This window comes from Serratia sp. JUb9 (assembly GCF_014298095.1).
Taxonomy (GTDB): Bacteria; Pseudomonadota; Gammaproteobacteria; order Enterobacterales; family Enterobacteriaceae; genus Serratia_B; species Serratia_B rhizosphaerae.
This window is the reverse complement of the sequence record NZ_CP060416.1, coordinates 1,093,260-1,113,479: the sequence shown is the minus strand read 5'-3', so window position 1 is coordinate 1,113,479 and position 20,220 is coordinate 1,093,260. Positions and strand designations below refer to the sequence as shown.

Annotated in this window: 17 protein-coding genes; 6 read left to right on the top strand and 11 right to left on the bottom strand. The window is 58.6% G+C overall.

Features of this window, described 5'->3' with window-relative positions; genetic code table 11:
* Positions 1–108: 108 nt before the first annotated feature.
* Positions 109–327, top strand: coding sequence for a YgdI/YgdR family lipoprotein (locus tag HF675_RS05275; RefSeq protein WP_105232341.1), 219 nt, complete (start codon positions 109–111; stop codon positions 325–327).
* A 191-nt stretch (positions 328–518) separates the two neighbouring features.
* Entirely contained in the window at positions 519–1,559 is a 1,041-nt protein-coding gene (locus HF675_RS05270; protein WP_111736553.1) for an NADP(H)-dependent aldo-keto reductase, read from the top strand.
* Between the two features lie 384 nt (positions 1,560–1,943).
* Here the strand turns inward: HF675_RS05270 and lplT are convergent, their stop codons facing one another.
* The 4 genes from lplT to HF675_RS05250 all read right to left on the bottom strand — a co-directional run bounded on the left by lplT (position 1,944) and on the right by HF675_RS05250 (position 8,528).
* Positions 1,944–3,137, bottom strand: a complete 1,194-nt coding sequence (gene lplT, locus HF675_RS05265; RefSeq protein WP_105232343.1) for a lysophospholipid transporter LplT — start codon at positions 3,135–3,137, stop codon at positions 1,944–1,946.
* Positions 3,134–5,290, bottom strand: coding sequence for a bifunctional acyl-ACP--phospholipid O-acyltransferase/long-chain-fatty-acid--ACP ligase (gene aas, locus HF675_RS05260; RefSeq protein ID WP_187044204.1), 2,157 nt, complete (start codon positions 5,288–5,290; stop codon positions 3,134–3,136). The genes lplT and aas overlap by 4 nt, the downstream gene beginning before the upstream one ends.
* 343 nt (positions 5,291–5,633) lie before the next feature.
* Entirely contained in the window at positions 5,634–7,892 is a 2,259-nt protein-coding gene (locus tag HF675_RS05255) for a molybdopterin guanine dinucleotide-containing S/N-oxide reductase (RefSeq protein WP_187044203.1), read from the bottom strand.
* Between the two features lie 132 nt (positions 7,893–8,024).
* Positions 8,025–8,528, bottom strand: coding sequence for a hypothetical protein (locus HF675_RS05250; RefSeq protein WP_187044202.1), 504 nt, complete (start codon positions 8,526–8,528; stop codon positions 8,025–8,027).
* 402 nt (positions 8,529–8,930) lie between these two features.
* Here HF675_RS05250 and galR point away from each other — a divergent pair, with 402 nt between their 5' ends.
* On the top strand, positions 8,931–9,950 hold the full coding sequence (galR, locus tag HF675_RS05245) for an HTH-type transcriptional regulator GalR (protein WP_105232346.1): 1,020 nt from the start codon (positions 8,931–8,933) through the stop codon (positions 9,948–9,950).
* Positions 9,951–9,957: 7 nt separating this feature from the next.
* Here the strand turns inward: galR and HF675_RS05240 are convergent, their stop codons facing one another.
* The 4 genes from HF675_RS05240 to HF675_RS05225 form a co-directional block, all read right to left on the bottom strand.
* Positions 9,958–10,731 carry an FCD domain-containing protein gene (locus HF675_RS05240; RefSeq protein ID WP_105233497.1) on the bottom strand — a complete coding sequence of 258 codons (774 nt, stop codon included), beginning with the start codon at positions 10,729–10,731 and terminating at the stop codon, positions 9,958–9,960.
* An 80-nt stretch (positions 10,732–10,811) separates the two neighbouring features.
* Positions 10,812–11,129, bottom strand: a complete 318-nt coding sequence (locus HF675_RS05235; protein WP_111736550.1) for a PTS sugar transporter subunit IIB — start codon at positions 11,127–11,129, stop codon at positions 10,812–10,814.
* Between the two features lie 10 nt (positions 11,130–11,139).
* A complete protein-coding gene (locus tag HF675_RS05230; protein ID WP_111736549.1) occupies positions 11,140–12,567 on the bottom strand; it encodes a glycoside hydrolase family 1 protein in 1,428 nt (475 codons plus the stop codon).
* Positions 12,568–12,575: 8 nt separating this feature from the next.
* Entirely contained in the window at positions 12,576–13,898 is a 1,323-nt protein-coding gene (locus HF675_RS05225; protein ID WP_105232349.1) for a PTS sugar transporter subunit IIC, read from the bottom strand.
* 180 nt (positions 13,899–14,078) lie between these two features.
* Between HF675_RS05225 and HF675_RS05220 the strand changes: the two genes are divergently transcribed.
* Together HF675_RS05220 and HF675_RS05215 are read left to right on the top strand one after the other, a co-directional pair.
* Positions 14,079–14,402 (top strand): PTS lactose/cellobiose transporter subunit IIA, encoded by a 324-nt coding sequence (locus tag HF675_RS05220; RefSeq protein WP_111736548.1) that lies wholly within the window; start codon positions 14,079–14,081, stop codon positions 14,400–14,402.
* 84 nt (positions 14,403–14,486) lie between these two features.
* On the top strand, positions 14,487–15,497 hold the full coding sequence (locus HF675_RS05215; protein ID WP_105232351.1) for a LacI family DNA-binding transcriptional regulator: 1,011 nt from the start codon (positions 14,487–14,489) through the stop codon (positions 15,495–15,497).
* An 18-nt stretch (positions 15,498–15,515) separates the two neighbouring features.
* On the opposite strand, the gene lysA is transcribed toward HF675_RS05215, so the two are convergent.
* Positions 15,516–16,772, bottom strand: coding sequence for a diaminopimelate decarboxylase (lysA, locus tag HF675_RS05210; protein ID WP_111738022.1), 1,257 nt, complete (start codon positions 16,770–16,772; stop codon positions 15,516–15,518).
* Between the two features lie 136 nt (positions 16,773–16,908).
* Here lysA and HF675_RS05205 point away from each other — a divergent pair, with 136 nt between their 5' ends.
* Complete coding sequence (locus tag HF675_RS05205; RefSeq protein WP_105232352.1) at positions 16,909–17,862, top strand: LysR family transcriptional regulator; 954 nt, start codon at positions 16,909–16,911, stop codon at positions 17,860–17,862.
* Here the strand turns inward: HF675_RS05205 and HF675_RS05200 are convergent.
* Both HF675_RS05200 and HF675_RS05195 read right to left on the bottom strand, forming a co-directional pair.
* A complete protein-coding gene (locus tag HF675_RS05200; protein WP_105232353.1) occupies positions 17,822–18,979 on the bottom strand; it encodes an MFS transporter in 1,158 nt (385 codons plus the stop codon). The genes HF675_RS05205 and HF675_RS05200 overlap by 41 nt on opposite strands.
* Before the next feature lie 314 nt (positions 18,980–19,293).
* Complete coding sequence (locus tag HF675_RS05195) at positions 19,294–20,205, bottom strand: LysR family transcriptional regulator (protein ID WP_187044201.1); 912 nt, start codon at positions 20,203–20,205, stop codon at positions 19,294–19,296.
* Between the last annotated feature and the right edge of the window lie 15 nt (positions 20,206–20,220).

Below are 20,220 nucleotides of genomic sequence, written 5' to 3'. Positions count from 1 at the left end.
TTAGCGCCTTTCTTCTTTATCCTCTGGGAGATAAGAGTTATCTGAGACAAGCTCCCGGCGTTAATTTGCTAATCTTATAAATATTCTTTCCTATTGAGGATCCGCAGTATGAAAAAGTGGGTAATGGCCGCCGCCGCACTGGCAATGATGGTTGGCTTAACCGGTTGCTCCAGCGACTACGTGATGGCGACCAAAGACGGCAATATGATTCTGACCCAGGGCAAGCCCGAGATCGATAAAGACACCGGCCTTATCAGCTACCAAGATGAAAAAGGCAACTATCGCCAGATCAACGGCGACCAGGTTTCTCAGGTTATCGAGCGCTGATTGCGTTCCGCTATGGCTATCGCCCCCCGCGGTAGCCCGCTCTTCTCCCGTCGCGTAAATCCCCTTTCACCATCCACACAGCTTGGTTATAGTCGGACAAGGTATCAATAGCCTTACCGGCGTCAACCTGAGCCGGCGGCAGTAACACCGGGCGCCGCCCGTCGCGCGACATAAGTTAAGGAAGGCCGTTAATGCAATACCACCGAATTCCCCACAGTTCTTTAGAAGTGAGCGTGCTGGGACTGGGCACAATGACCTTTGGCGAACAAAACAGTGAGGCCGATGCGCACGCACAGCTGGATTACGCACTGGCTGCTGGTATCAATCTGATAGACACCGCCGAGATGTATCCGGTACCGCCGCGTCCGGAAACCCAGGGGTTGACCGAGCGCTATATCGGCAATTGGATCAAGGCGCGCGGCAACCGCGAGAAAATCGTGCTGGCCAGTAAAGTCGCCGGCCCGACGCGCAATAACGACAGCGCCATCCGTCCGCAGCAGGCGCTGGACCGCAAAAATATCCGCGCCGCGCTGGACGACAGCCTGAAGCGCCTCAATACCGACTACCTCGATTTGTATCAGTTGCACTGGCCGCAGCGCAGCGCCAACTACTTCGGCAAGCTGAACTATCAATACAGCGATGAAATGGCGACGGTTACGCTGCTGGAAACGCTGGAAGCGCTGAATGAGCAGGTACGCGCCGGCAAGATACGTTATATCGGCGTCTCCAATGAAACGCCGTACGGCGTCATGCGCTACCTGCACCTGGCGGAAAAGCATGAACTGCCGCGCATGGTCTCCATTCAGAACCCGTACAGTCTGCTTAACCGCAGTTTTGAGATCGGTCTGGCGGAAATCAGCCAGTTTGAAGGCGTGGAACTGTTGGCTTACTCCAGTCTGGCCTTCGGCACGCTGAGCGGTAAATACCTGAACGGCGCCCAACCGGCAGGGGCGCGCAATACGCTGTTCAGCCGCTTTACCCGCTATTCCTCGCCGCAGGCGCAACGGGCAATCGCCGAATACGTCGCGCTGGCGAAAAAGCACCGTCTGGATCCGTCGCAAATGGCGCTGGCCTTTGTCAGACAGCAGCCATTTGTCGCCAGTACGCTATTAGGCGCAACAACGCTTGAACAGCTGAAGACCAATATCGACAGCTTCAACCTGACGCTGGATGAGGAAGTACTGCAACAGTTGGAAGAAATTCACAGCCGCTTTACTATCCCGGCGCCGTAAAGCATTACGCCAGAGCGGGACGGAAATACCGTCCCGTTCTTTATCACTGGCGCTGATAAAATATATCCCAGCCGCTAATTTAAATAATAAATACCTGGAGTTTATATTCCTCAGGAAATAACCTCTTTTAATATCCAGAATGCTCTTGTATTTGATCCGCCTTACTGGACAAGGGGTTAGGCGATCGTATAATCAAACACGAATCGTGTCATTTGTCAGGTTTAACAACGTTAGGTTGGTGCAGTAGGTTGCTGACTGAATTTACGCCGTCACTTCACTGGGTCTGACGTAAAATATAACGCCGATTCATAACCCCTCTATTAATATTATGGTTAACAGGTTATTGCTTCAGGGCGCAGCGTTATACTGCGCCCTATTTTTTTATTAACTCCGACGCTGGGAGAACCACAACACGCTAATCGCCAGCGCAAATACCACGCCGAACCCAATGCCGACGCCAACCACCGGCACGCCGATTTTTACCACCAGCGAATACAGGCCCAACATCAGCAGCATCGCGGTATTTTCTCCGAGGTTTTGCACGGCAATCGCATTGCCGGCGCCGACGGAATGTTTACCGCGCTCCTGCAACAGCGCATTCAGCGGCACCACAAAGAAACCGCCCAGCATGCCGATAACCAGCAGCAGTGCATAAGCGTTAAACATGGTGGTCTGCAGCGCAAAGAACGCCACCGCGACGCCGATTAAAATACCGGCGGGCATGCAACGCTTGACCGTTTCCAGCGTGACAAAACGCGCAGCCACACCGGCTCCGACCACGATGCCCACCGCCACCATCGCATTGAGCAGCGTCGGCGTGGCGTTATCGACGATTCCCAGCGCCACCGGCACCCATAACACCAGCAGGAAGCGCAGCGTCACCCCGGCTCCCCAGAACAGGCTGGTGCCAATCAGTGAGAAACGCGTTTGGCCGTCGCGCCACAGAGTGACACAGGCGGCAAAAAAGCTGCGCGTCATGGCACGCGGGTGCCATGACTGTGCAGGCCGCGCCGCCGCCAGCCGCGGAATATACAGATTCGCCACTACCGCCGCTGCGTACACCAGCGCACACACCGCCAGCGCGATCAGGATATGCCAGTCCGCCAACAGCCCGCCGGCCACCGAACCTATCAGGATCGCAGCGATGGTTGAGGCCTCCATCAATCCGTTGGCTTTAACCAGTTTTTCACCGCTGGTGATTTCACCCAGGATGCCGTATTTGGCCGGCGAATATGCCGCCGCGCCGATGCCTACCAGGCTGTAACCCAGGAACGGGTTAAGCCCAAGACAGATTGCCAGCGCACCCGCCAATTTCAGCGCGTTAGCCACCATCATCACCCGCCCTTTGGAAAAGCTGTCGGCGAACTGGCCGACAAACGGTGCCAGAATGATATAAGTCGCCACAAACGCCATCTGCAGAATTGGCTGGCTCCAGTCGGGGTAGAGCTGCTGTTTAATCAGCGCCAGCGTGGCAAACAGCAGCGCATTGTCGCCAAATGCCGATAAAAATTGCGCGCAAATCACCGCGATCATGCCACGCGACAGCAACGGCGCGTTGTCGCTCAACGTTTGGCTCATGATGCATTCTCCGGCTGTTCGGCCATGTTACGCAGGGTGACGTAATCCGGCTTGCCGCTGCCCAGCACCGGCAGCGTCTTGAGCCAGCGAATATCACGCGGCACCGCCAGCTCCGGCGTACCCTGCTCACGCGCAGCGCGCAGCAAGGCATCGCGGGTCAGTTCGCTGTCGGTGGTGTATAGCACCAGGGCTTCGCCTTTGCTGCTGTCGCTTTTCACCGTCGCGACGTGATGGCCGTCCGGCGCCGCACGCAGCGCCAGCTGCTCGACGATCTCCAACGAAATCATCTCGCCGGCCAGTTTGGCAAAACGCTTCACCCGGCCGCGAATGGTGCAGTATCCCTGCTCGTCCAGCGTGACAATATCGCCGGTATCGTACCAGCCCGGCTGCAGATTGCCGTTTTCATCTTCAGCGGCAGGCGGCTCCAGCTCGCCCGGACGTTCAACGCGCAGGTAGCCCTTCATGATGTTCGGCCCGCGCAACTGCAGGCGTCCCCCTTCCTCAATGCCGGGCACCGGCATCAGGCGCGCCTCCATCTGCGGCATAATGCGCCCGACGGTGCCCACCTTGGTCGCCAGCGGCACGTTGATCGACACCACCGGCGCACATTCGGTCACGCCGTAGCCTTCCAGAATGCGGATGCCGTATTTGTCCTGATAAATCTGTTTGGTGCTCTCCGCCAGTTTTTCCGCGCCGGCCACCACGTAACGCACGCGGGCAAAGTCATACGGATGGGCAAAGCGGGCGTAGTTGTTCAGGAAGGTCGCGGTGCCGAACAGCACGGTACAGTTCAGGTCGTACACCAGCTCCGGCACCACACGATAGTGCAGCGGGCTGGGATACAGGAATACCCGGCTGCCGGTCATCAGCGGCGTCAACAGCCCGACCGTCAGGCCGAATGAATGGAACAGCGGCAATGAGGACATAAAGCGGTCGCGCGGCGTAAAGTCGGCAATGGTGCGGATCTGCTCCACGTTGGCCAGCAGGCTGGCGTGCGAGTGCACCACGCCTTTCGGATGGCCTTCCGAACCGGAGGTAAACAGCACCAGCGCGGCGTCATCGGCCTGCTGCTGCAGCATGGCGCGCTGCGGCTGCAGCAGATGGCGCAGGATCCACAGCTTATCCGCCAGCGTGACGGTATCTTTCAGATCTTCCAGATAAACCCAGTTGGCTTCCGGCACCTGTTCCGGCAAATGGGTCAGCTTGCCCTTTTCCAAAAACTGACGCGAGGTGACGATGGTTTTAATGGTTGCCGCGGTCATCGCGCTTTTCAGGCCGTTGGAACCGGCCGTGTAGTTCAGCATCGCCGGGATGCGCCGGCGCAGCGAAGCGCCAAATATCGCCGCGGCGGTAATGGTGGCGTTCGGCAACAGCATACCGACATGCTCGCCTTCGGCGGTAAACCGCTGCAGGATACGGCTGACGCCCAGAGATTTTTTAATCAGCGTGCGGTAGCTGTCTTCCTTAAAAGCGATATCTTCAATGCAGGGCTTACCGGCGCCGTAGCGCTTTTGCGCCGCCAGCAGCGCGCCAAACAGCGTCTGCGGCTGTCGGGTCGCCATGCGCGCCTGCAGCATTATCTGATACAGATGGTCGCCCGCCAGCACGCGGCGGTCGCGGGCGCGCGGCGCTTCCGGCATCGGCAGCAGCGTCGGCGGCAGAATGTGGAGGGTAATCTGCGGGAACGCGCGCAGTTTAAACACGCCTTTCATACGGCCGAACAGGCTGAACTCCGGCCCGTCAATGCGGATCGGCACCACCGTCGCGCCGGACTTGGCGGCAATAAACGCCGCGCCGTCATAGACTTTCATCAGAGAACCGGTAACGGTTATGCGTCCTTCGGGGAAGACCACAATCGGCCGCCCCTTCTGCACTTCACGCACCAGATGTTTAACCGCCATCGGCTTGGTAGGATCGAGGAAAACGAAATCGATGTAGGGCTTCAGCCAGCGCATAAACCAGCTGTCAGACACGCTGGAATAAACGGCAAACACCGGCTTGATCGGTAAAAACAGCGCCAACAGCACGCCATCCAAAAATGAGACATGGTTGGGGGTAATCAGCAGCTTCTGCTGATTAAGATGCCGGGCATCCCCTTCAACACGCACGCGAAATAGCAGGCGAAACAGCGTGCGCATAACAGACATGAACATACGACTCTCCCTGTAGCATTCTGGCAGCGACGGCCAGATAAGCGTTAGCACGTTATCCCCCAGTCATTGGGCGGCATAACACGTTGTAAGGGAAAGGATACTATACGACCGGCAAAAAAAAACCTACGCATCTGCGTAGGTTGGTGCAATTGAAAATGGCTTCAACATACAGAGTATGTTGATTTCTCACCAATCAATACCTCTGGGACTACCTACTTTAGAGAGGTGCCGATTAAGAAACTACCGAGGAATCGCAAGAGTTATGCTTGAAATGAAACCAGCTGTAAATTTCTGGTTATCCTCATTAATAGCGCAATAAAATCTCAGCGTTCCCCGGTGCGGCCTATGGCGCGCAGACCTCCACCAGGCAGCTCATGGCGTTAGGCCCCTGCGTCAGCGGCGAGGTACCGATATCCAGCGTCAGCACATTAGGGTTGCCGGCCTGTTCCAGTTCGTGGCGCTCTGCGCCGAAGCCCGGATCGAACCAGGCGCCGGTCGCCATCACCACCACGCCGGGCGTCACGCCGTCCGTGATCCGCACCCCGGCCAGACAGCCGCCGCGACCATTGACCACCTTCACCAGCGCGCCGTCGGCAAGCGCGCGCTGCGCCGCATCATACGGGTGCATCAGCAGCGTTTCGCGTCCCGCCGTTTTATTGGCCTGCGCCTGCGGCGACGGATCCAGCTGGCTGTGCAGACGGTCAGCCGGCTGAACGGTGATCAAATGCAGCGGCCACTGCTTCGCCAACTCAGCCCCCAGCCACTCGACCGGCGGCTGCCACTGCGGATGCGGCGCGAAATCGTCATAGCGATAGCCGGCGATTTTTTCACTGAACAACTCGATTTTGCCGCTGGGCGTTCGCAGCGCATGCGCCTGCGGATCGGCACGGAATGCGTCCAGAAACACCGTGTCCTGCTTCGGCGCCGGCAGCTTCACATGGCCCCGTTGCCAGAACTCGTCAAACTCCGGCCATGCTACGCCGGCCTGGATCTGCGCCTGTCCGCAGCGCTGATAAATATGCTCAATCCACTGCCGCTCGTTGCGATCCTCGGTAAATTGCTGGCGATAGCCAAGACGATCCGCCAGATCGGCGAAAATATCAAAATCATTGCGCGCCTGATGCTGCGGCGCGATCGCCTGATGCATCGCCAGCACGTAGGGATCGCGCGCCGAGCCGCCAATATCATTACGCTCCAGCGCGCTGGTCGCCGGCAGCACGATATCCGCCATTTTCGCTGCGGCAGTCCACCAGATGTCCTGCACAATCACCGTATCCGGTTTTTGCCAACCGGCCACCAGCCGGTTCAGCTGCTGGTGATGATGGAACGGGTTGCCGCCGGCCCAGTGCACCAGGTGAATATCCGGGTACTCCCGGGTTTCACCGCAAAACGAATAGGGTTCGCCCGGCTGCAGCAGCATGTCGCAAATACGCGCCACCGGAATCGCCAGCCCGGCCGGATTATCGCCGACCGGCAGGCTGGGGGCCGGCGTGTTCAGCCGCGGGTTGCCCATGCCGTTCATCGCGCCATAGCCGAAGGAGAAGCCACCGCCCGGCAGACCAATTTGCCCCAGCATCGCCGACAGGGCGATCATCATCCAGTAAGGCTGCTCGCCACGGTGGGCGCGCTGTACCGAATAGGAGCAGGTGAGGAAGCTGCGGGCACCGCTGAGCTGCTGCGCCAGACGCACAATCCGCGCGGCCGGAATGCCGGTGATCGCGCTGGCCCACTGCGGCGTTTTGGCCACGCCGTCGCTCACGCCGCACAGATAATCCGCCAGCTGCGGGTAACCCACGCAGTGGCTGGACAGAAAGTCGTTGTCCAATGCGCCGTTACGCTGAATCTCATAGCCTAACGCCAGCATCAGCGCCACGTCGGTATTAGGGCGGATCGGGATCCATTCGGCATTGATAAAGGCCGGAGTGTCGTCGCGCGTCGGGCTGATACTGACGATCGGCGTCCCCTTGGCCGCCAGCTTCTCCAGCCATGACTTCAGCGAGTGTTCCGCCGCGCCGCCGAAGGAGGCCTGGGAATTTTTCAGCGCCAGACCGCCGAACGCCAGGAAGAGTTCGCAGTGCTCCACCACGTTCGGCCAGCTGGTCGCCTGCCCGGTCAGCGGCGCAAAGTTGCCGATCACATACGGCAGAAAGAACTGCGCCGCCCCCCAGCTGTAGTTGCCCATCTGGTCAACGCCGCCGCCGCCGGCGAAGTAAAAGCGACGCAGCTGCGAGCTGGCGTGATGCAGCCGCCCGGCGGAGGACCAGCCGTAGGAGCCGCAAAACAGGCCCGACGCGCCGTAGCGATCGCGCACCCGGCGGTTCTCTTCCGCCACCAGATCGAGCGCCACGTCCCAGTCGACCTCGACGAAATCCTCGCGCCCGCGCAGCGTGCGGTCGCTGCCCTCACGCTTTTGCAGCCATGAACGCCGCACCGCCGGCTTGCGGATGCGCGTCGGCGAATAGGTCATCGGAACAATGGAGTCCAGCATCGGCGAAGGGTGCGGATCGTTGGCGAAAGGTTCGCAGCGAATCAGCCGCCCGTCTTCCACCACGGCGGTATACGCCCCCCAGTGTGCAAGTTGCGGATAACGTTTAATCGGCATGATGTACTCAGGTAACAAATGATGGCCCTAAAATAACACCGCCGCCGCGCTGCGCCCAAGAACAAATCACCTCAGCGCGGCGCCGGGCCTGACGCGGTCAACAGGGCGGGCCGGACAGCCCGCCGCGAGGCGTCAATTTAATAAACCGCGCCAGTCATTTTTCGTAACGCACTCCTGATAGCCGTAATTAAAGTAGCCATCGACAGAACACCTTAATATATTCGGATAATAGCTAGGAGAAGTCAGCATATAGGTTACTCTATAGCTAACAGGTCGAGAGCCGGCGCTATACGGCTGATAAGAAAAACCGCAGCGGATATACTTATCCCCTATCCTTTCACATTGATGTAAAACGGCATGATTACCGAACTTGCTATACTTTTCCAGCGAGAGTTTAACCAAGATTAATCCATTGTCTGTGTAGGTTGTAACATAGGAGGACATATCAGGCATCAACTCTTGCGCTGACCAGTTGGCGGCGCCGGGCTTAAAGTCAGGATTCTGCTGTAAAAAACCAGACATGTTAAACTTACTCTGGGCCAATGAAGTGGCAGGCATAAAAGTGGCGGCGAATAATATCGATGCCGCAGCGGTAAATAATGGCAAACATATTCCTTTCCCCAATGATTTTTTCATCACTCTCTCCTTGATAAACAAATAATTAAAATACAGTATAAGAGCAATAGATAATGATAAATATGACACGACCGAGAGTTTTCGACTTTTATATATCAACAAATAGAATGAATTAATTATTATTATCGATATTTTTATATTATTGGCAGCAATAAAAACGTTATTTATCGCGACAGAATAACCATACCGTTTAGTCAGCTTTACCGGCTCGGCAATCGCCCGAGGCGGCATCTTCACCCATACTTTTCGCTAACGCACTGACTTTTACCTGCAAAAAAGCCGGCTCGCCGACCAAAATCTGCCGGTGACGCCACAGACACGCGGGCAATAACTTGCAGCCCGCGCTGTTTTCCGTAAGACTGAGGAATGTAAGCGATTACCCTAGGATAAGTTGAAGCAAATATGGCTACGATAAAGGATGTTGCCAGGCTGGCGGGTGTTTCCGTAGCCACGGTGTCTCGCGTAATAAACCATTCCCCCAAAGCCAGCGAAACCTCGCGTAACGCGGTGCTGGCCGCCATGGAACAGCTGCAGTATCACCCGAACGCCAACGCCCGCGCGCTGGCGCAGCAGTCAACCGAAACCCTCGGTCTGGTGGTGGCCGACGTCTCGGACCCGTTCTTCGGCACCATGGTGAAAGCCGTCGAGCAGGTGGCGTATGCCACGCATAATTTCCTGCTGATTGGCAACGGTTACCATGAGGCGGAAAAAGAGCGTCAGGCGATCGAACAGCTGGTGCGTCACCGCTGCGCTGCGCTGGTGGTGCATGCCAAAAAGCTGACCGATGATGAGCTGAGCGGCTGGATGCGGCAGATCCCCGGCATGGTGTTGATCAACCGTACGCTGCCGGGATTTGAGCAGCGCTGCGTCGCGCTGGACGATCGCTACGGCGCCTGGCTGGCCACGCGTCATCTGATTCAGCAGGGCCATCAGCGCATCGCCATTATCTGCTCCACCCACCAGATTTCCGACGCCGCCGACCGTCTGCAAGGCTATCTGGACGCGCTACAGGAACACGGCATTGCGGTGGATGAGAAGCTGATCGCCTATGGCGAACCGGATGAGATCGGCGGCGAGCAGGCAATGACTGAACTGCTCGGCCGCGGCAAAAAATTCACCGCCGTTACCTGTTATAACGACCCGGTTGCCGCCGGCGCGCTGTCGGTGCTGAGCGATAACAGCATCGACGTGCCAGGCCAGATGTCGCTGATCGGCTTTGATGACGTGCTGATTTCACGCTATCTGCGCCCCAGACTGACCACCATCCACTACCCGGTGGTCGCCATGGCGACGCAGGCGGCGGAACTGGCGCTGGCGCTGGCCAACAACCAGCCACTGCCGGAAATCACCAATATGTTCAGCCCGACGCTGGTGCGACGCCACTCCGTCGCCAGCCTGGGCAAGGCGTCAGAGACGCGCTAAGCGCGTATTACACCAGCTTGCCCTGGAAGATCGGCACCGACTCAAACAGGTAACCGTCAAATTCCGGCGCATCGACATCGGAAAGCTCCATCAGCGTGCCCTTGATGTTTTCCATATGCTGCCACATCGCCTGATACGACCCCATCACGTCGCGGCGGCGCAGCGCAGCCAAAATGTTCTGGTGGTCCGCCAGCCATTTCAGCCGGTAGCCTTTGGTGGCGATGCGGCTGTGCAGCTGTTGCCACAGCGGGCTGGCCTCCCGCCGCTGCCAGATGCTTTTTACCGTGTCCAGCAGCATCTGGTTCTGCGTGGCGCCGGCAATCAGCAAATGGAACATTTTGTCGTTGTCACCGCTTTCATCATTGGCGACGATGGCGCGCTGTTCCTGCTCCAGCGTGCGGCGCAGATTTTCGATATCCGTTTTGGTGGCCATTTTGGCGGCAAAGGCGGCGATATTGCTTTCCAGCAGCTGACGCGCCTGCAGCATTTCAAACGGCCCGACTTCGCCGTGCAGGATAGGATCCTCTTCCTCCGCGTTTTCATTGGGAATGCGTATGACATAAACGCCGGAGCTCTGGCGGATATCCACCGTTCCTTCCAACTCCAGCATTAACAGCGCTTCACGCACGATAGTACGGCTGACGCCGTAGGTTTCGGCAATATTGCGCTCCGGGGGCAGGCGCGTGCCAATGGCGAAATGGCCCTGCTGAATTTTCTGCCGCAGGTCTCGGCCAATTTCCTGATACTGCTTTTTTTCCTGCGGAATCACGACTTTATCCACCGTTTCACCCTGAAAAACGTCTGTCCATGCCATACCCCGCCGACGGCGAGGTATCTGGCCTGTGTAGGTTCACAATCAGATTAGTCTACCAAACCCAGCGCCTGATCGAGTACTTTTGCGCCGTTTAACGTGCCATACGCCACAGAATCGATCACCGCAATTGGGATCTGATACGCGTCGGTAAGCTTTTTATTTTCTGTCAGCTTGAAGCGTACCTGCGGGCCAAGCAGCACCGCAAGAATATCGCCGCCGTAACTTTGCAGCTCATCACGCAGGTTCTGCTCGGGAATGGCGTAAATCTTCAGCTCCAGCCCGCGCGTCTGCGCCTCTTTTTCCATCTTGGTCACCACCAGCGAGGTGGACATGCCCGCCGAGCAGGCCAGTACGATACGTTTCATCGGTCACTCCTTATCGGTTTTCATCATCGAGGGTGAAGCTCAGACGGCGGCTCTCGCTCAGCGCGCGGAACCAGTGCGCCGACTTTTTCTGCCGCCGGTTGCGCTGGTTGTCCAAATCTATTTCTATCAGGCCATAACGATTTTTAAAGGCGTTCATCGGCGATACGTTGTCCGTGAAGGCCCACAGCATATAGCCCTGGCAGTTGGCTCCCTCTTCGCGCGCCTTCAGCGCCCAGTAAATATGCTCGCGGATAAATTCAATGCGGTAATCGTCCTGAATTTCCCCCTCGGCATTTTTGAAGCGTTCTTCCTGCTCAATGCCCATGCCGTTTTCCGAGATAAACCACGGAATGTTGCCGTACTCATCGCGCAGGCGCAGCGCCATGTCGTACACGATGCGCGGATAGATCTCCCAGCCGCGCGAACGGTTCATCCGCCGCCCCGGCAACTCAAAGTGCTCGTAATACATCGCCGGATGAAACGGCGTGGTGCTACACCATGCGCGACTCGGCGCCTTGACCCGGTGCGGGTAGTAGAGATTGATGCCCACCTCGTCCACGGTGTTATCGCGGATCGTCGCCATCTCCTCCGCCGTCCAGTCAACGCTGACGTCGTGCTGCTGCAGCAGGGTCAGCAGCTCCGCCGGATATTCGCCTTTAATCGCCGGGTCGAGGAACACACGGTTGTAGAACAGATCGTACAGCTCGGCGGCGCGCTGGTCGTGCGACGCGCCGGAGCGGGCGTAGGTGACCTCCGGGTTAAGGATCACGCCGATGCTGCCGGCACAGCCCATCTGGCGGAAGCATTGCACCACTTTGGCGGTCGCCAGATTCTTATGGTGGTTCCACTGCATCCACGTGTTGGTGTTCTGCTCATACGGCCAGCGGATCGCATCCAGATAGACCCGCGTCTGCACCACCACCGGTTCGTTAAAGGTAAACCAGCGTGTGACTTTGCCGCCGAAGCGCTCAAACACCCGCCGGGCGTACAGCACGAACAGCTCCACCACCCGTTTGGAGCGCCAGCCGTCATATTTTTCCAGCAGGTAGCCCGGCAGCTCATAGTGCTCCAGACACAGCATCGGCTCGATGCCCTGCTGCTTCATCTCATCGAGCAGCGCGTCGATATAGCTCGCATACTCTTCATCCACCACGCCCTGCTCATAGTCGGTCAGAAAGCGCGACCAGTTGATGGAGGTGCGATAGTGGCCGACGCCGCTCTGCTTCATCAGCGCCACGTCTTCGCGGTAGCGGTTGATAAAGTCCGTCGCCACCGCCGGGCCGTAGCCGTTATGCCAGACGTGACGGTCATGCTGGTACCACAGATCGAGATAGGAATCCTGCCCCTGTTTTTTGCCGCTCCAGCCCTCGGTCTGCCAGGCGGAAGCCGCCGCGCCGAGAATAAAATCCTGGGGAATCTCCATTGAAACCTGACTCATTGCTCACCTCATGCGTTCTGAATAACGGGTTGCTCCGCCTGTTCCGCGCGGCGGGCGGCGACTTTGACAAACGGCAGATAGATAATCGTGGCGACCACGATGCAGATCAGCTGGGTTACCACCGCGCCCATCGAACCGGCAGTAGACAGCCAGGCGTTGATGATCGGCGGCGTGGTCCACGGCACCATCACCACCGCCTTGCCGGCAAAACCGATGCTGGTAGCGAAGTAGCCGATAGTGCCGGTGATCAACGGCGTGATAATGAAGGGGATCGCCAGGATCGGATTCAGCATGATCGGCATGCCGAAGATCACCGGTTCATTGATATTGAAAAAGCTCGGCCCCAGCGACAGCTTGCTGATTTCACGCATCTCTTTGCGCCGGGTAGCGATCATCACCGCAAACAGCAGGCCCAGCGTAATGCCGGAACCGCCGATGCTCATATAAACGTCCCAAAACGGCATGGTGATGATATTCGGGATCTCTTTCCCCTGCTCGAAGGCGGTCATATTGACCATGATGGCGCCCAGCAACAGCGGCTCGCGGATCGGTTTCACCATCTGATTGCCGTGGATGCCGATCACCCAAAACAGCTGGGCGACAAACATCAGGATCAGGATCCCCGGCAGGCTCTGCACCACCGTCTCCAGCGGCCGCTGCACTACCTGATAGACGGCGTCATACAGATAAATGCCGCTGACGCGGTGGAAGACAAACCCCAGCGTGGCGATCGCCACCACGGTGATGATCGCCGGGATCAGCGCCGAGAATGAGGCGGAGACGTTGGGCGGCACGCTTTCCGGCATCTTGATCTTCAGGCGATCGAGCGTTTCCAGTTTGGAATAGATCTCCACGGATAAAATGGCGATAAACATACCGAGGAACAGACTGCGGGTATCGGAGAACTGCTTGGCCAGCACGTCTTTCACCATCTGCATCTGGTCATTCACCATCAGCTCGACGTTGGTCGGCGTGACGGCGATAAAGCAGATCACCGCCAGCAGCCCCGGAAACAGCGATCGCGAGCCGTTGATCTTGCCCAGTTCTATGCCAATCAGAAACACCGCGCCGATATTGAGGAAACTCAGCGTGGCGTAGTTGATGCTGCTCATGATCGGTTTCAGATCCGCCAGGAATGAGAACATGGCGAAGCTCGCCAGACCATTCTTGGGATCCATCACCATATTCGAGATCAGCACCGAAAAAGCGCCGACGATAATTACCGGCATCAGCGTAATAAACGATGCCTTGATAGCCATTATATATCTGTAACTGTTGAATTTATTGGCAAAGGCTCCCAGAGAGTCTATAAGCCGGTCCCGAAATGACATGACACGCCCCTATTGTGTTGTGCTTGATCAGATGACCGATTCGCGTACCGCGTCTCTCGCGATTTGGCATACCAAAAAATAGGTTAACTGGATTATTTTTCTGTGATCGCACTCTCACAAGTCAATATTGGAATTCCAATATGATGAAAAAACCAATTTTGGCATACCGGTGGACATAGAATGAGCATAGATCTGGAGCAGACGGTAATGGAATTATTGATCAATGCGGGTGAAGCGCGATCTCACGCCATGACGGCAATTCAGGCGGCCCGTCAGCGGCAGTGGCAGCAGGCGGAGGAGGCGCTGGCGGCATCACAATCCGCCTCCCGCGCGGCGCACGCCGTACAGACGCAATTGATCGGCCTGGATGAAGGAGCGGGCAAGATCCCGGTGAATCTGATCATGGTGCACGCACAGGATCATTTGATGACCGCCATGCTGTGCCACGATCTGGCGCAGGAGATCGTGCTGCTGCGTCAGGAAGTGTTCGCCAATCCGGCATGATGTCGCGCGCTGCCCTTGGGCTGCCGCTATGCTAGACTGCCAGCATTTCCACAGCGGACGTTTGCAGACAGAGGTTAGCCGGTCATGATCACCATGTTGGATGTATCCATTCGCGCGGGCGTGTCGAAAGCCACGGTATCGCGCGTGTTAAATGGCACCGGACAGGTGAAAAAGAGCACGCGGGATGCGGTGTTCAAAGCGATGGATGAGTTGGGCTACCGGCCGAACTTTCTCGCCCAGTCGCTGGCTAACAAAAGTTCCAACAGCATCGGTCTGGTGGTGTCCAATTTCGACGGCCCCTATTTCGGCCGGCTGCTGCGTCAGGCCGCCAAACTGATCGAAGCCAGCGGCAAACATTTGGTGGTGACCGACGGACACGATACGCCGGAGGATGAGCTGCAGGCGGTACAACTGCTGGCCGACCGCCGCTGCGACGCCATTATTCTCTACACCCGTTTTACCGATGAAGCGGCGCTGATGGCGCTGTTTGAGCGCCTGCCGGTGCCGGTGATGGTGATCAACCGCGATCTGCCTCTGGCGCGCGAGCGCTGCGTGTTCTTCGAACAGCAGCAGGCGGCGTTCGATGCGGTTACCTATCTGATTGCCCAGGGACACCGGGAAATAGCCTGTATTACCGGCCCGATCGCCACGCCGACCGCTCAGGCGCGGCTGGCGGGTTATCGGCAGGCGCTCGAGCACCATCAGATTGCTTTTGACGCGGCGCGGGTGGCGCACGGCGACAGCAGCGTACCCAGCGGGTATCACGGCTGCCAAACGCTGCTGAATGCCCGCGTCGATTTCAGCGCGCTGTTCGCCAGCAATGACGACATGGCGATCGGCGCCATGAAGGCGCTGTGCCAGGCCGGCAAACGTCTTCCGCAGGACGTATCTATTTTTGGTTTCGATGACGAACCTAGCGCCGCCTATCTGCAGCCGGCGCTCTCTACCGTCTATCTGCCGATCGATATGATGATTGAAGCCGCTATCGCCCAGGCGTTCCGGCTGCTTAACGGCGAAGAGGTACAACCTTTGACACCGTTTACCGGCGAACTGAGGCTGCGTGAGTCGGTGGCGCCCGGTCCCTATGCCGGCTAGCGGGCGCCCGCGCCTGCGTTATACCTGTTCCAGCGCGATCAACTCTTCAATGGTCTGCCGGCGACGAATCAGCCGCGCCTCACCCCGATCAAACAGGACCTCCGGCAGCAGCGGCCGGCTGTTGTAGTTGGAGGACATGGAGGAACCGTAAGCGCCGGTGTCGTGGAACACCAGATAGTCGCCCACCTGCACCGGCGGCAATGCCCGGGTTTCCACCCCGCCGCCCGCCTGCTGGGTAAACACATCGCCGGATTCGCACAGCGGCCCGGCAATCACCGTATCGCGCAGCGGTTGAGCATCGGTAGCGCGTCCGTCGGCAGGCAGCAGCGAAATATGGTGATAGCTGCCGTACATTGCCGGGCGCATCAGGTCGTTAAAACCGGCGTCGACCAACACAAAGTGACGGCTGCCCATATCTTTCACCGCGCGCACTTCCGCTACCAGCACGCCCGCCTCGGCCATCAGGAAGCGCCCCGGCTCGATCTCCAGTTTGACCGGGTGCCCCAGGTGGGCGGCAATGCGCTCGCGCGCGCTGTTCCACAGGCCAAAATAGTGTTCGGTATCGATCGCCTCTTCGCCGGCCTGATACGGAATCGACAGGCCGCCGCCGGCGGAAATCGCCCCAATATCCATCCCCAGCGCAATCACCTGCTGCACCATGGCGTCGCATACACGCTCCAGATGCTGATAATCCACGCCTGAGCCAATATGCATATGTACGCCCAGCAGCTTCAGGCCATGGCGTTGAATCACTTCCACCGCCTGCGGCAAATCGGCATACCAAATGCCGTGCTTGCTGTTTTCACCACCGGTATTGGTTTTCTGGCTGTGCCCATGACCAAAGCCCGGGTTGATGCGCAGCCACACCGGGTGCCCGTCACCGTGCTGCCCCAACTGCTCCAGCATATCGATAGAACCGGCATTTACCGGAACTTTCAGCTCGCAGACGCGCGCCAGCGTCGCCTGATCCAGCACGTCGGCAGTAAAGACAATCTCTTCACCACCCGGCTGATAGCCGGCATGCAGCGCACGCTCAATTTCTCCCAGCGATACGGAATCCACCCGGACGCCCTGCTCGCGCATCAGGCGCAGAATATGAATATTCGAACAGGCCTTCTGGGCGAAGCGGATCACGTCAAAGTGACGCAGCTGTGCGATACGTTCACGGACGATCTGCGCATCGTAGGCCCAAACCGGGCAGCCGAAGCGGGCCGGCAGCGTGAGTAAATTGGCGGCGTTCAATGCGGTGGAGGTGTCATGTAAAGCGCGTGGCATGGCGGCAATTCCCAAATAATGATGCATTCTGTTGACGCCATTGTGCCGCAAGCCGGGGCGGGAGAAAAATATCTATTTAGCGTAAGTCTATTCATTTATGATATGGCTTTATGTCTCAGCCCGCGCCGGAGAAGCCATGTCCGCCATTAGTCTGCGCCAAATTGAAATCTTCCATGCGGTGATGACCACCGGCAACCTCACCGAAGCGGCCGCGCTGCTGCATACCTCACAGCCCACCGTCAGCCGTGAGCTGGCGCGCTTTGAAAAGCAGGTACAGCTGCGACTGTTTGATCGGATCAGGGGTCGCCTGGTGGCGACCGTGGAGGGATTACGGCTGTTTGAAGAGGTGCAGCGCTCCTATTACGGCCTGGAACGCATTAAGACCGCGGCGGACGGCATTCGCCAGTTTCACCAGGCGCAGCTTTCCATCGCCTGCCTGCCGGTATTTTCACAGTCGCTGTTGCCGGCGGTATGCAGACCGTTTCTCGATCGCTACCCGGAAGTCAGCTTCAGCGTGGTGCCGCAGGAATCGCCGCTGCTGGAAGAGTGGCTGTCGGCGCAGCGCCACGATCTGGGGCTGACCGAGAATACGCTGACGCCGGCCGGCACGGAGCGCATTCCGCTGATGACGCTGAATGAGGTCTGCGTGCTGCCGAGCGGGCATCCGCTGCTGGCCAATGACCAACTCACGCCGCAGGACTTCGGCGGCGAGAATTTTATCAGCCTGTCGAATACCGACAGTTACCGGCAGCTGCTGGACGCGCTGTTCAGCGAGCAGCAGGTTAACCGACGCATGGTGATGGAGACCCACAGCGCGGCTTCGGTCTGCGCCATGGTGCAGGCCGGCATCGGCCTCTCCATCGTCAACCCGCTGACCGCGCTGGACTATGCCGCCGCCGGCGGCGTGGAACTGCGACCGTTCAGCATCGAGGTGCCGTTCACCGTCAGCCTGATCCGGCCGCTGCACCGCCCTTCTTCCACGCTGGTCAGCGCTTTTATCGATCATTTACACCAACAGGCGGCGTCTTTCCCCGCCCGTCTGGCGGCGCTTACTGCCCGGCAGCCCGGCGACGCGCCCGGCCAAAGGTAATTAGGCACAGCAGCAACCCCGCCAGCGCCATCGCCGCAGCCGCCAGCGGCACCGCCGTCAGCCCCAGCCCCCGGGCAATCACCAGGCCGCCCAGCCAGGCGCCCAGCGCATTACCCAGGTTAAAGGCGGCGATATTCAGGGTAGAGATCAGGTTCGGCGCTTTCTTACCGTAGGTCACCACATTGATCTGCAGCGCCGGCACCGCGGCGAACGACGCAGCGGCCCACAGGAACAGTGTAATCTCCGCCGGGATCAGCGCGCCGCTGGTCCAGCTGAATAACGCGGCAAACAGCGCAATCGCCAGAAAGATCCCCGCCAGCGTCACGCCCAGCCGCCAGTCCGCCAGCCGGCCGCCCAGAATATTGCCCAGCGTCAGGCCGACGCCCATCAGCAGCAGGGTCCAGCTGACGCCCTGCGGCGATACGCCGGTCACCTCGGTCAGCAGCGGCGCAATATAGGTAAACAGGGCAAACATCGACGCCGCAAAGGCCACCGTCATCAGCAGAGACAGCCAGACGCCGGCGCCGCGCAACGCCGCCAGCTCTTTTTTCAGCTCGGTCGGCGCCTCATCGCTGACCGTCGGCAATTTACTGTACAGCGCCAGCAGCGCCGCAACGCCAATCAGCGCCACCGCCCAGAAGGTGGAACGCCATCCCAGCGCCTGCCCCAGCGCGGTGCCCAGCGGCACGCCCAGCACGTTAGCCAGCGTCAGGCCGGTAAACATCAGCGCCACTGCGGAAGCCCGACGATTAGGGGCCACCAGATTGGCGGCCACCACCGCACCGATACCAAAGAAAGCGCCGTGACACAGGGCGGTGATAATGCGCGCCAGCATCAGGAAGCCGTAGCTATAGCCCAATGCGCACATCACGTTGCCGACAATAAAAATCGCCATCAGCAGCAACAGCGTTTTTTTACGCGGCAGGCGCGCGGTCAGCAGCGCCATAATCGGCGCGCCGATCGCCACGCCGAGGGCATAGCCGCTGATTAACCATCCCGCAGAGGGGATGGAAACCTGCAGATCGCCCGCCACGTCGGGCAACAGCCCCATAATGACAAACTCGGTAGTGCCGATGGCGAATGCACTGAGTGCCAGCGCCAACAAAGAAACAGGCATGTATTACGCTCCCAATCTTAAAGCGTCCCGGCGTCTGACGCCGCGGACCAGAGACAAACAACAACAAACGCGGGCCGACCGGAATGGTCGCCCGTAATTAGGGTGATGGAGGTGTGAAATCGGGCTAAATAAAGGATATAACCTTATAATTATTAAGAATAAATAGCCATTTACACGAGATAGGAATAACACGCCGGCCAACCGGAAAACCAGCGCAGGTTGTCCGGCGCGTATAAAAAGCCGTCATTCCGACGCTAAGCGCTTGAATGGCCTGACGATGAAAACTGTGACGATATGTTACCTGTCCTCATACGCTACTTACGTAGCGTCGCCAACCACTTTTCATCGCTGGCAAACCACTCCACCAGAAAATCCAGCATGGTGCGCAGGGTTGCCGGCAGCTGGCGACGCGAGGTGTAGATACCATAAATCCCCATCGACTGCGGCTGGTACTCCGGCATCAACTCCACCAGCTCGCCGCTGGCCAGCAACGGCGCCGCGGAGTAGTAAGGCTGCAATGAAATACCGGCCCCCTTCAGGGTAGCGGCCAGCAGCACCACCGACTCGTTGGCGCTCAGGTTGCCGCTGACCGCCACCGCCGACTTCACGCCCTGATGCTCAAAATGCCACAGGCTTTTGCCAAAATAGGAGTATGTCAGGCAGTTATGCAGCGCCAGATCCTGCGGCTGACGCGGCGTCCCATGCGCCGCCAGATAGTCGGGCGTCGCGCAGACCACCGAAGCGCAGCGCGATAACGGTCGGGCAATCAGATTCGGATCGAGTTCATTGGTGATGCGCAGCGCCAAATCGATGCGTTCCTCCACCAGGTTGACCGCGCGGTTGTTCATCTGCAAATCCACCGCCACCTGGGGATAGCGCCGCAGGTAGTGCGTCACCGCCGCCGCCAGCGTGGTTTGCCCCAGCGACTGTGAGCAGGTGATGCGCAGCAGACCGCGTAACTCCACATTGGCTTCCGCCTCGACCAGATCGATCTCCCCGGCGACCGCCAGCATCTGGCGGCAGCGTTCCAGCGTGCGTTCGCCCGCATCGGTCAGGCTGAGTTTGCGCGTGGTGCGGTGCAGCAGACGCGCCCCCGCCCACTGCTCCATCTGCGCCAGATAGCGCGTCACCATGGCGCGCGACATATCCAGCGCCTCTGCGGCGGCAATCATGCTGCCGCTCTCGACAATGGCGACAAAAACTTCAGCGGCAGTGATGCGATCCATAATTCGTCCGATTTA

Excerpts from the sequence above, each read along its gene's own strand:
- HF675_RS05215 (WP_105232351.1), top strand. The coding sequence starts at position 14,487 with ATGATCACCATGTTGGATGTATCCATTCGCGCGGGCGTGTCGAAAGCC.
- HF675_RS05250 (WP_187044202.1), bottom strand. The coding sequence starts at position 8,528 with ATGAAAAAATCATTGGGGAAAGGAATATGTTTGCCATTATTTACCGCT.
- HF675_RS05220 (WP_111736548.1), top strand. The coding sequence starts at position 14,079 with ATGAGCATAGATCTGGAGCAGACGGTAATGGAATTATTGATCAATGCG.
- aas (WP_187044204.1), bottom strand. The coding sequence starts at position 5,290 with ATGTTCATGTCTGTTATGCGCACGCTGTTTCGCCTGCTATTTCGCGTG.
- HF675_RS05195 (WP_187044201.1), bottom strand. The coding sequence starts at position 20,205 with ATGGATCGCATCACTGCCGCTGAAGTTTTTGTCGCCATTGTCGAGAGC.
- HF675_RS05200 (WP_105232353.1), bottom strand. The coding sequence starts at position 18,979 with ATGCCTGTTTCTTTGTTGGCGCTGGCACTCAGTGCATTCGCCATCGGC.
- lysA (WP_111738022.1), bottom strand. The coding sequence starts at position 16,772 with ATGCCACGCGCTTTACATGACACCTCCACCGCATTGAACGCCGCCAAT.
- HF675_RS05275 (WP_105232341.1), top strand. The coding sequence starts at position 109 with ATGAAAAAGTGGGTAATGGCCGCCGCCGCACTGGCAATGATGGTTGGC.
- lplT (WP_105232343.1), bottom strand. The coding sequence starts at position 3,137 with ATGAGCCAAACGTTGAGCGACAACGCGCCGTTGCTGTCGCGTGGCATG.
- HF675_RS05225 (WP_105232349.1), bottom strand. The coding sequence starts at position 13,898 with ATGTCATTTCGGGACCGGCTTATAGACTCTCTGGGAGCCTTTGCCAAT.
- galR (WP_105232346.1), top strand. The coding sequence starts at position 8,931 with ATGGCTACGATAAAGGATGTTGCCAGGCTGGCGGGTGTTTCCGTAGCC.
- HF675_RS05230 (WP_111736549.1), bottom strand. The coding sequence starts at position 12,567 with ATGAGTCAGGTTTCAATGGAGATTCCCCAGGATTTTATTCTCGGCGCG.
- HF675_RS05255 (WP_187044203.1), bottom strand. The coding sequence starts at position 7,892 with ATGCCGATTAAACGTTATCCGCAACTTGCACACTGGGGGGCGTATACC.
- HF675_RS05270 (WP_111736553.1), top strand. The coding sequence starts at position 519 with ATGCAATACCACCGAATTCCCCACAGTTCTTTAGAAGTGAGCGTGCTG.
- HF675_RS05235 (WP_111736550.1), bottom strand. The coding sequence starts at position 11,129 with ATGAAACGTATCGTACTGGCCTGCTCGGCGGGCATGTCCACCTCGCTG.
- HF675_RS05205 (WP_105232352.1), top strand. The coding sequence starts at position 16,909 with ATGTCCGCCATTAGTCTGCGCCAAATTGAAATCTTCCATGCGGTGATG.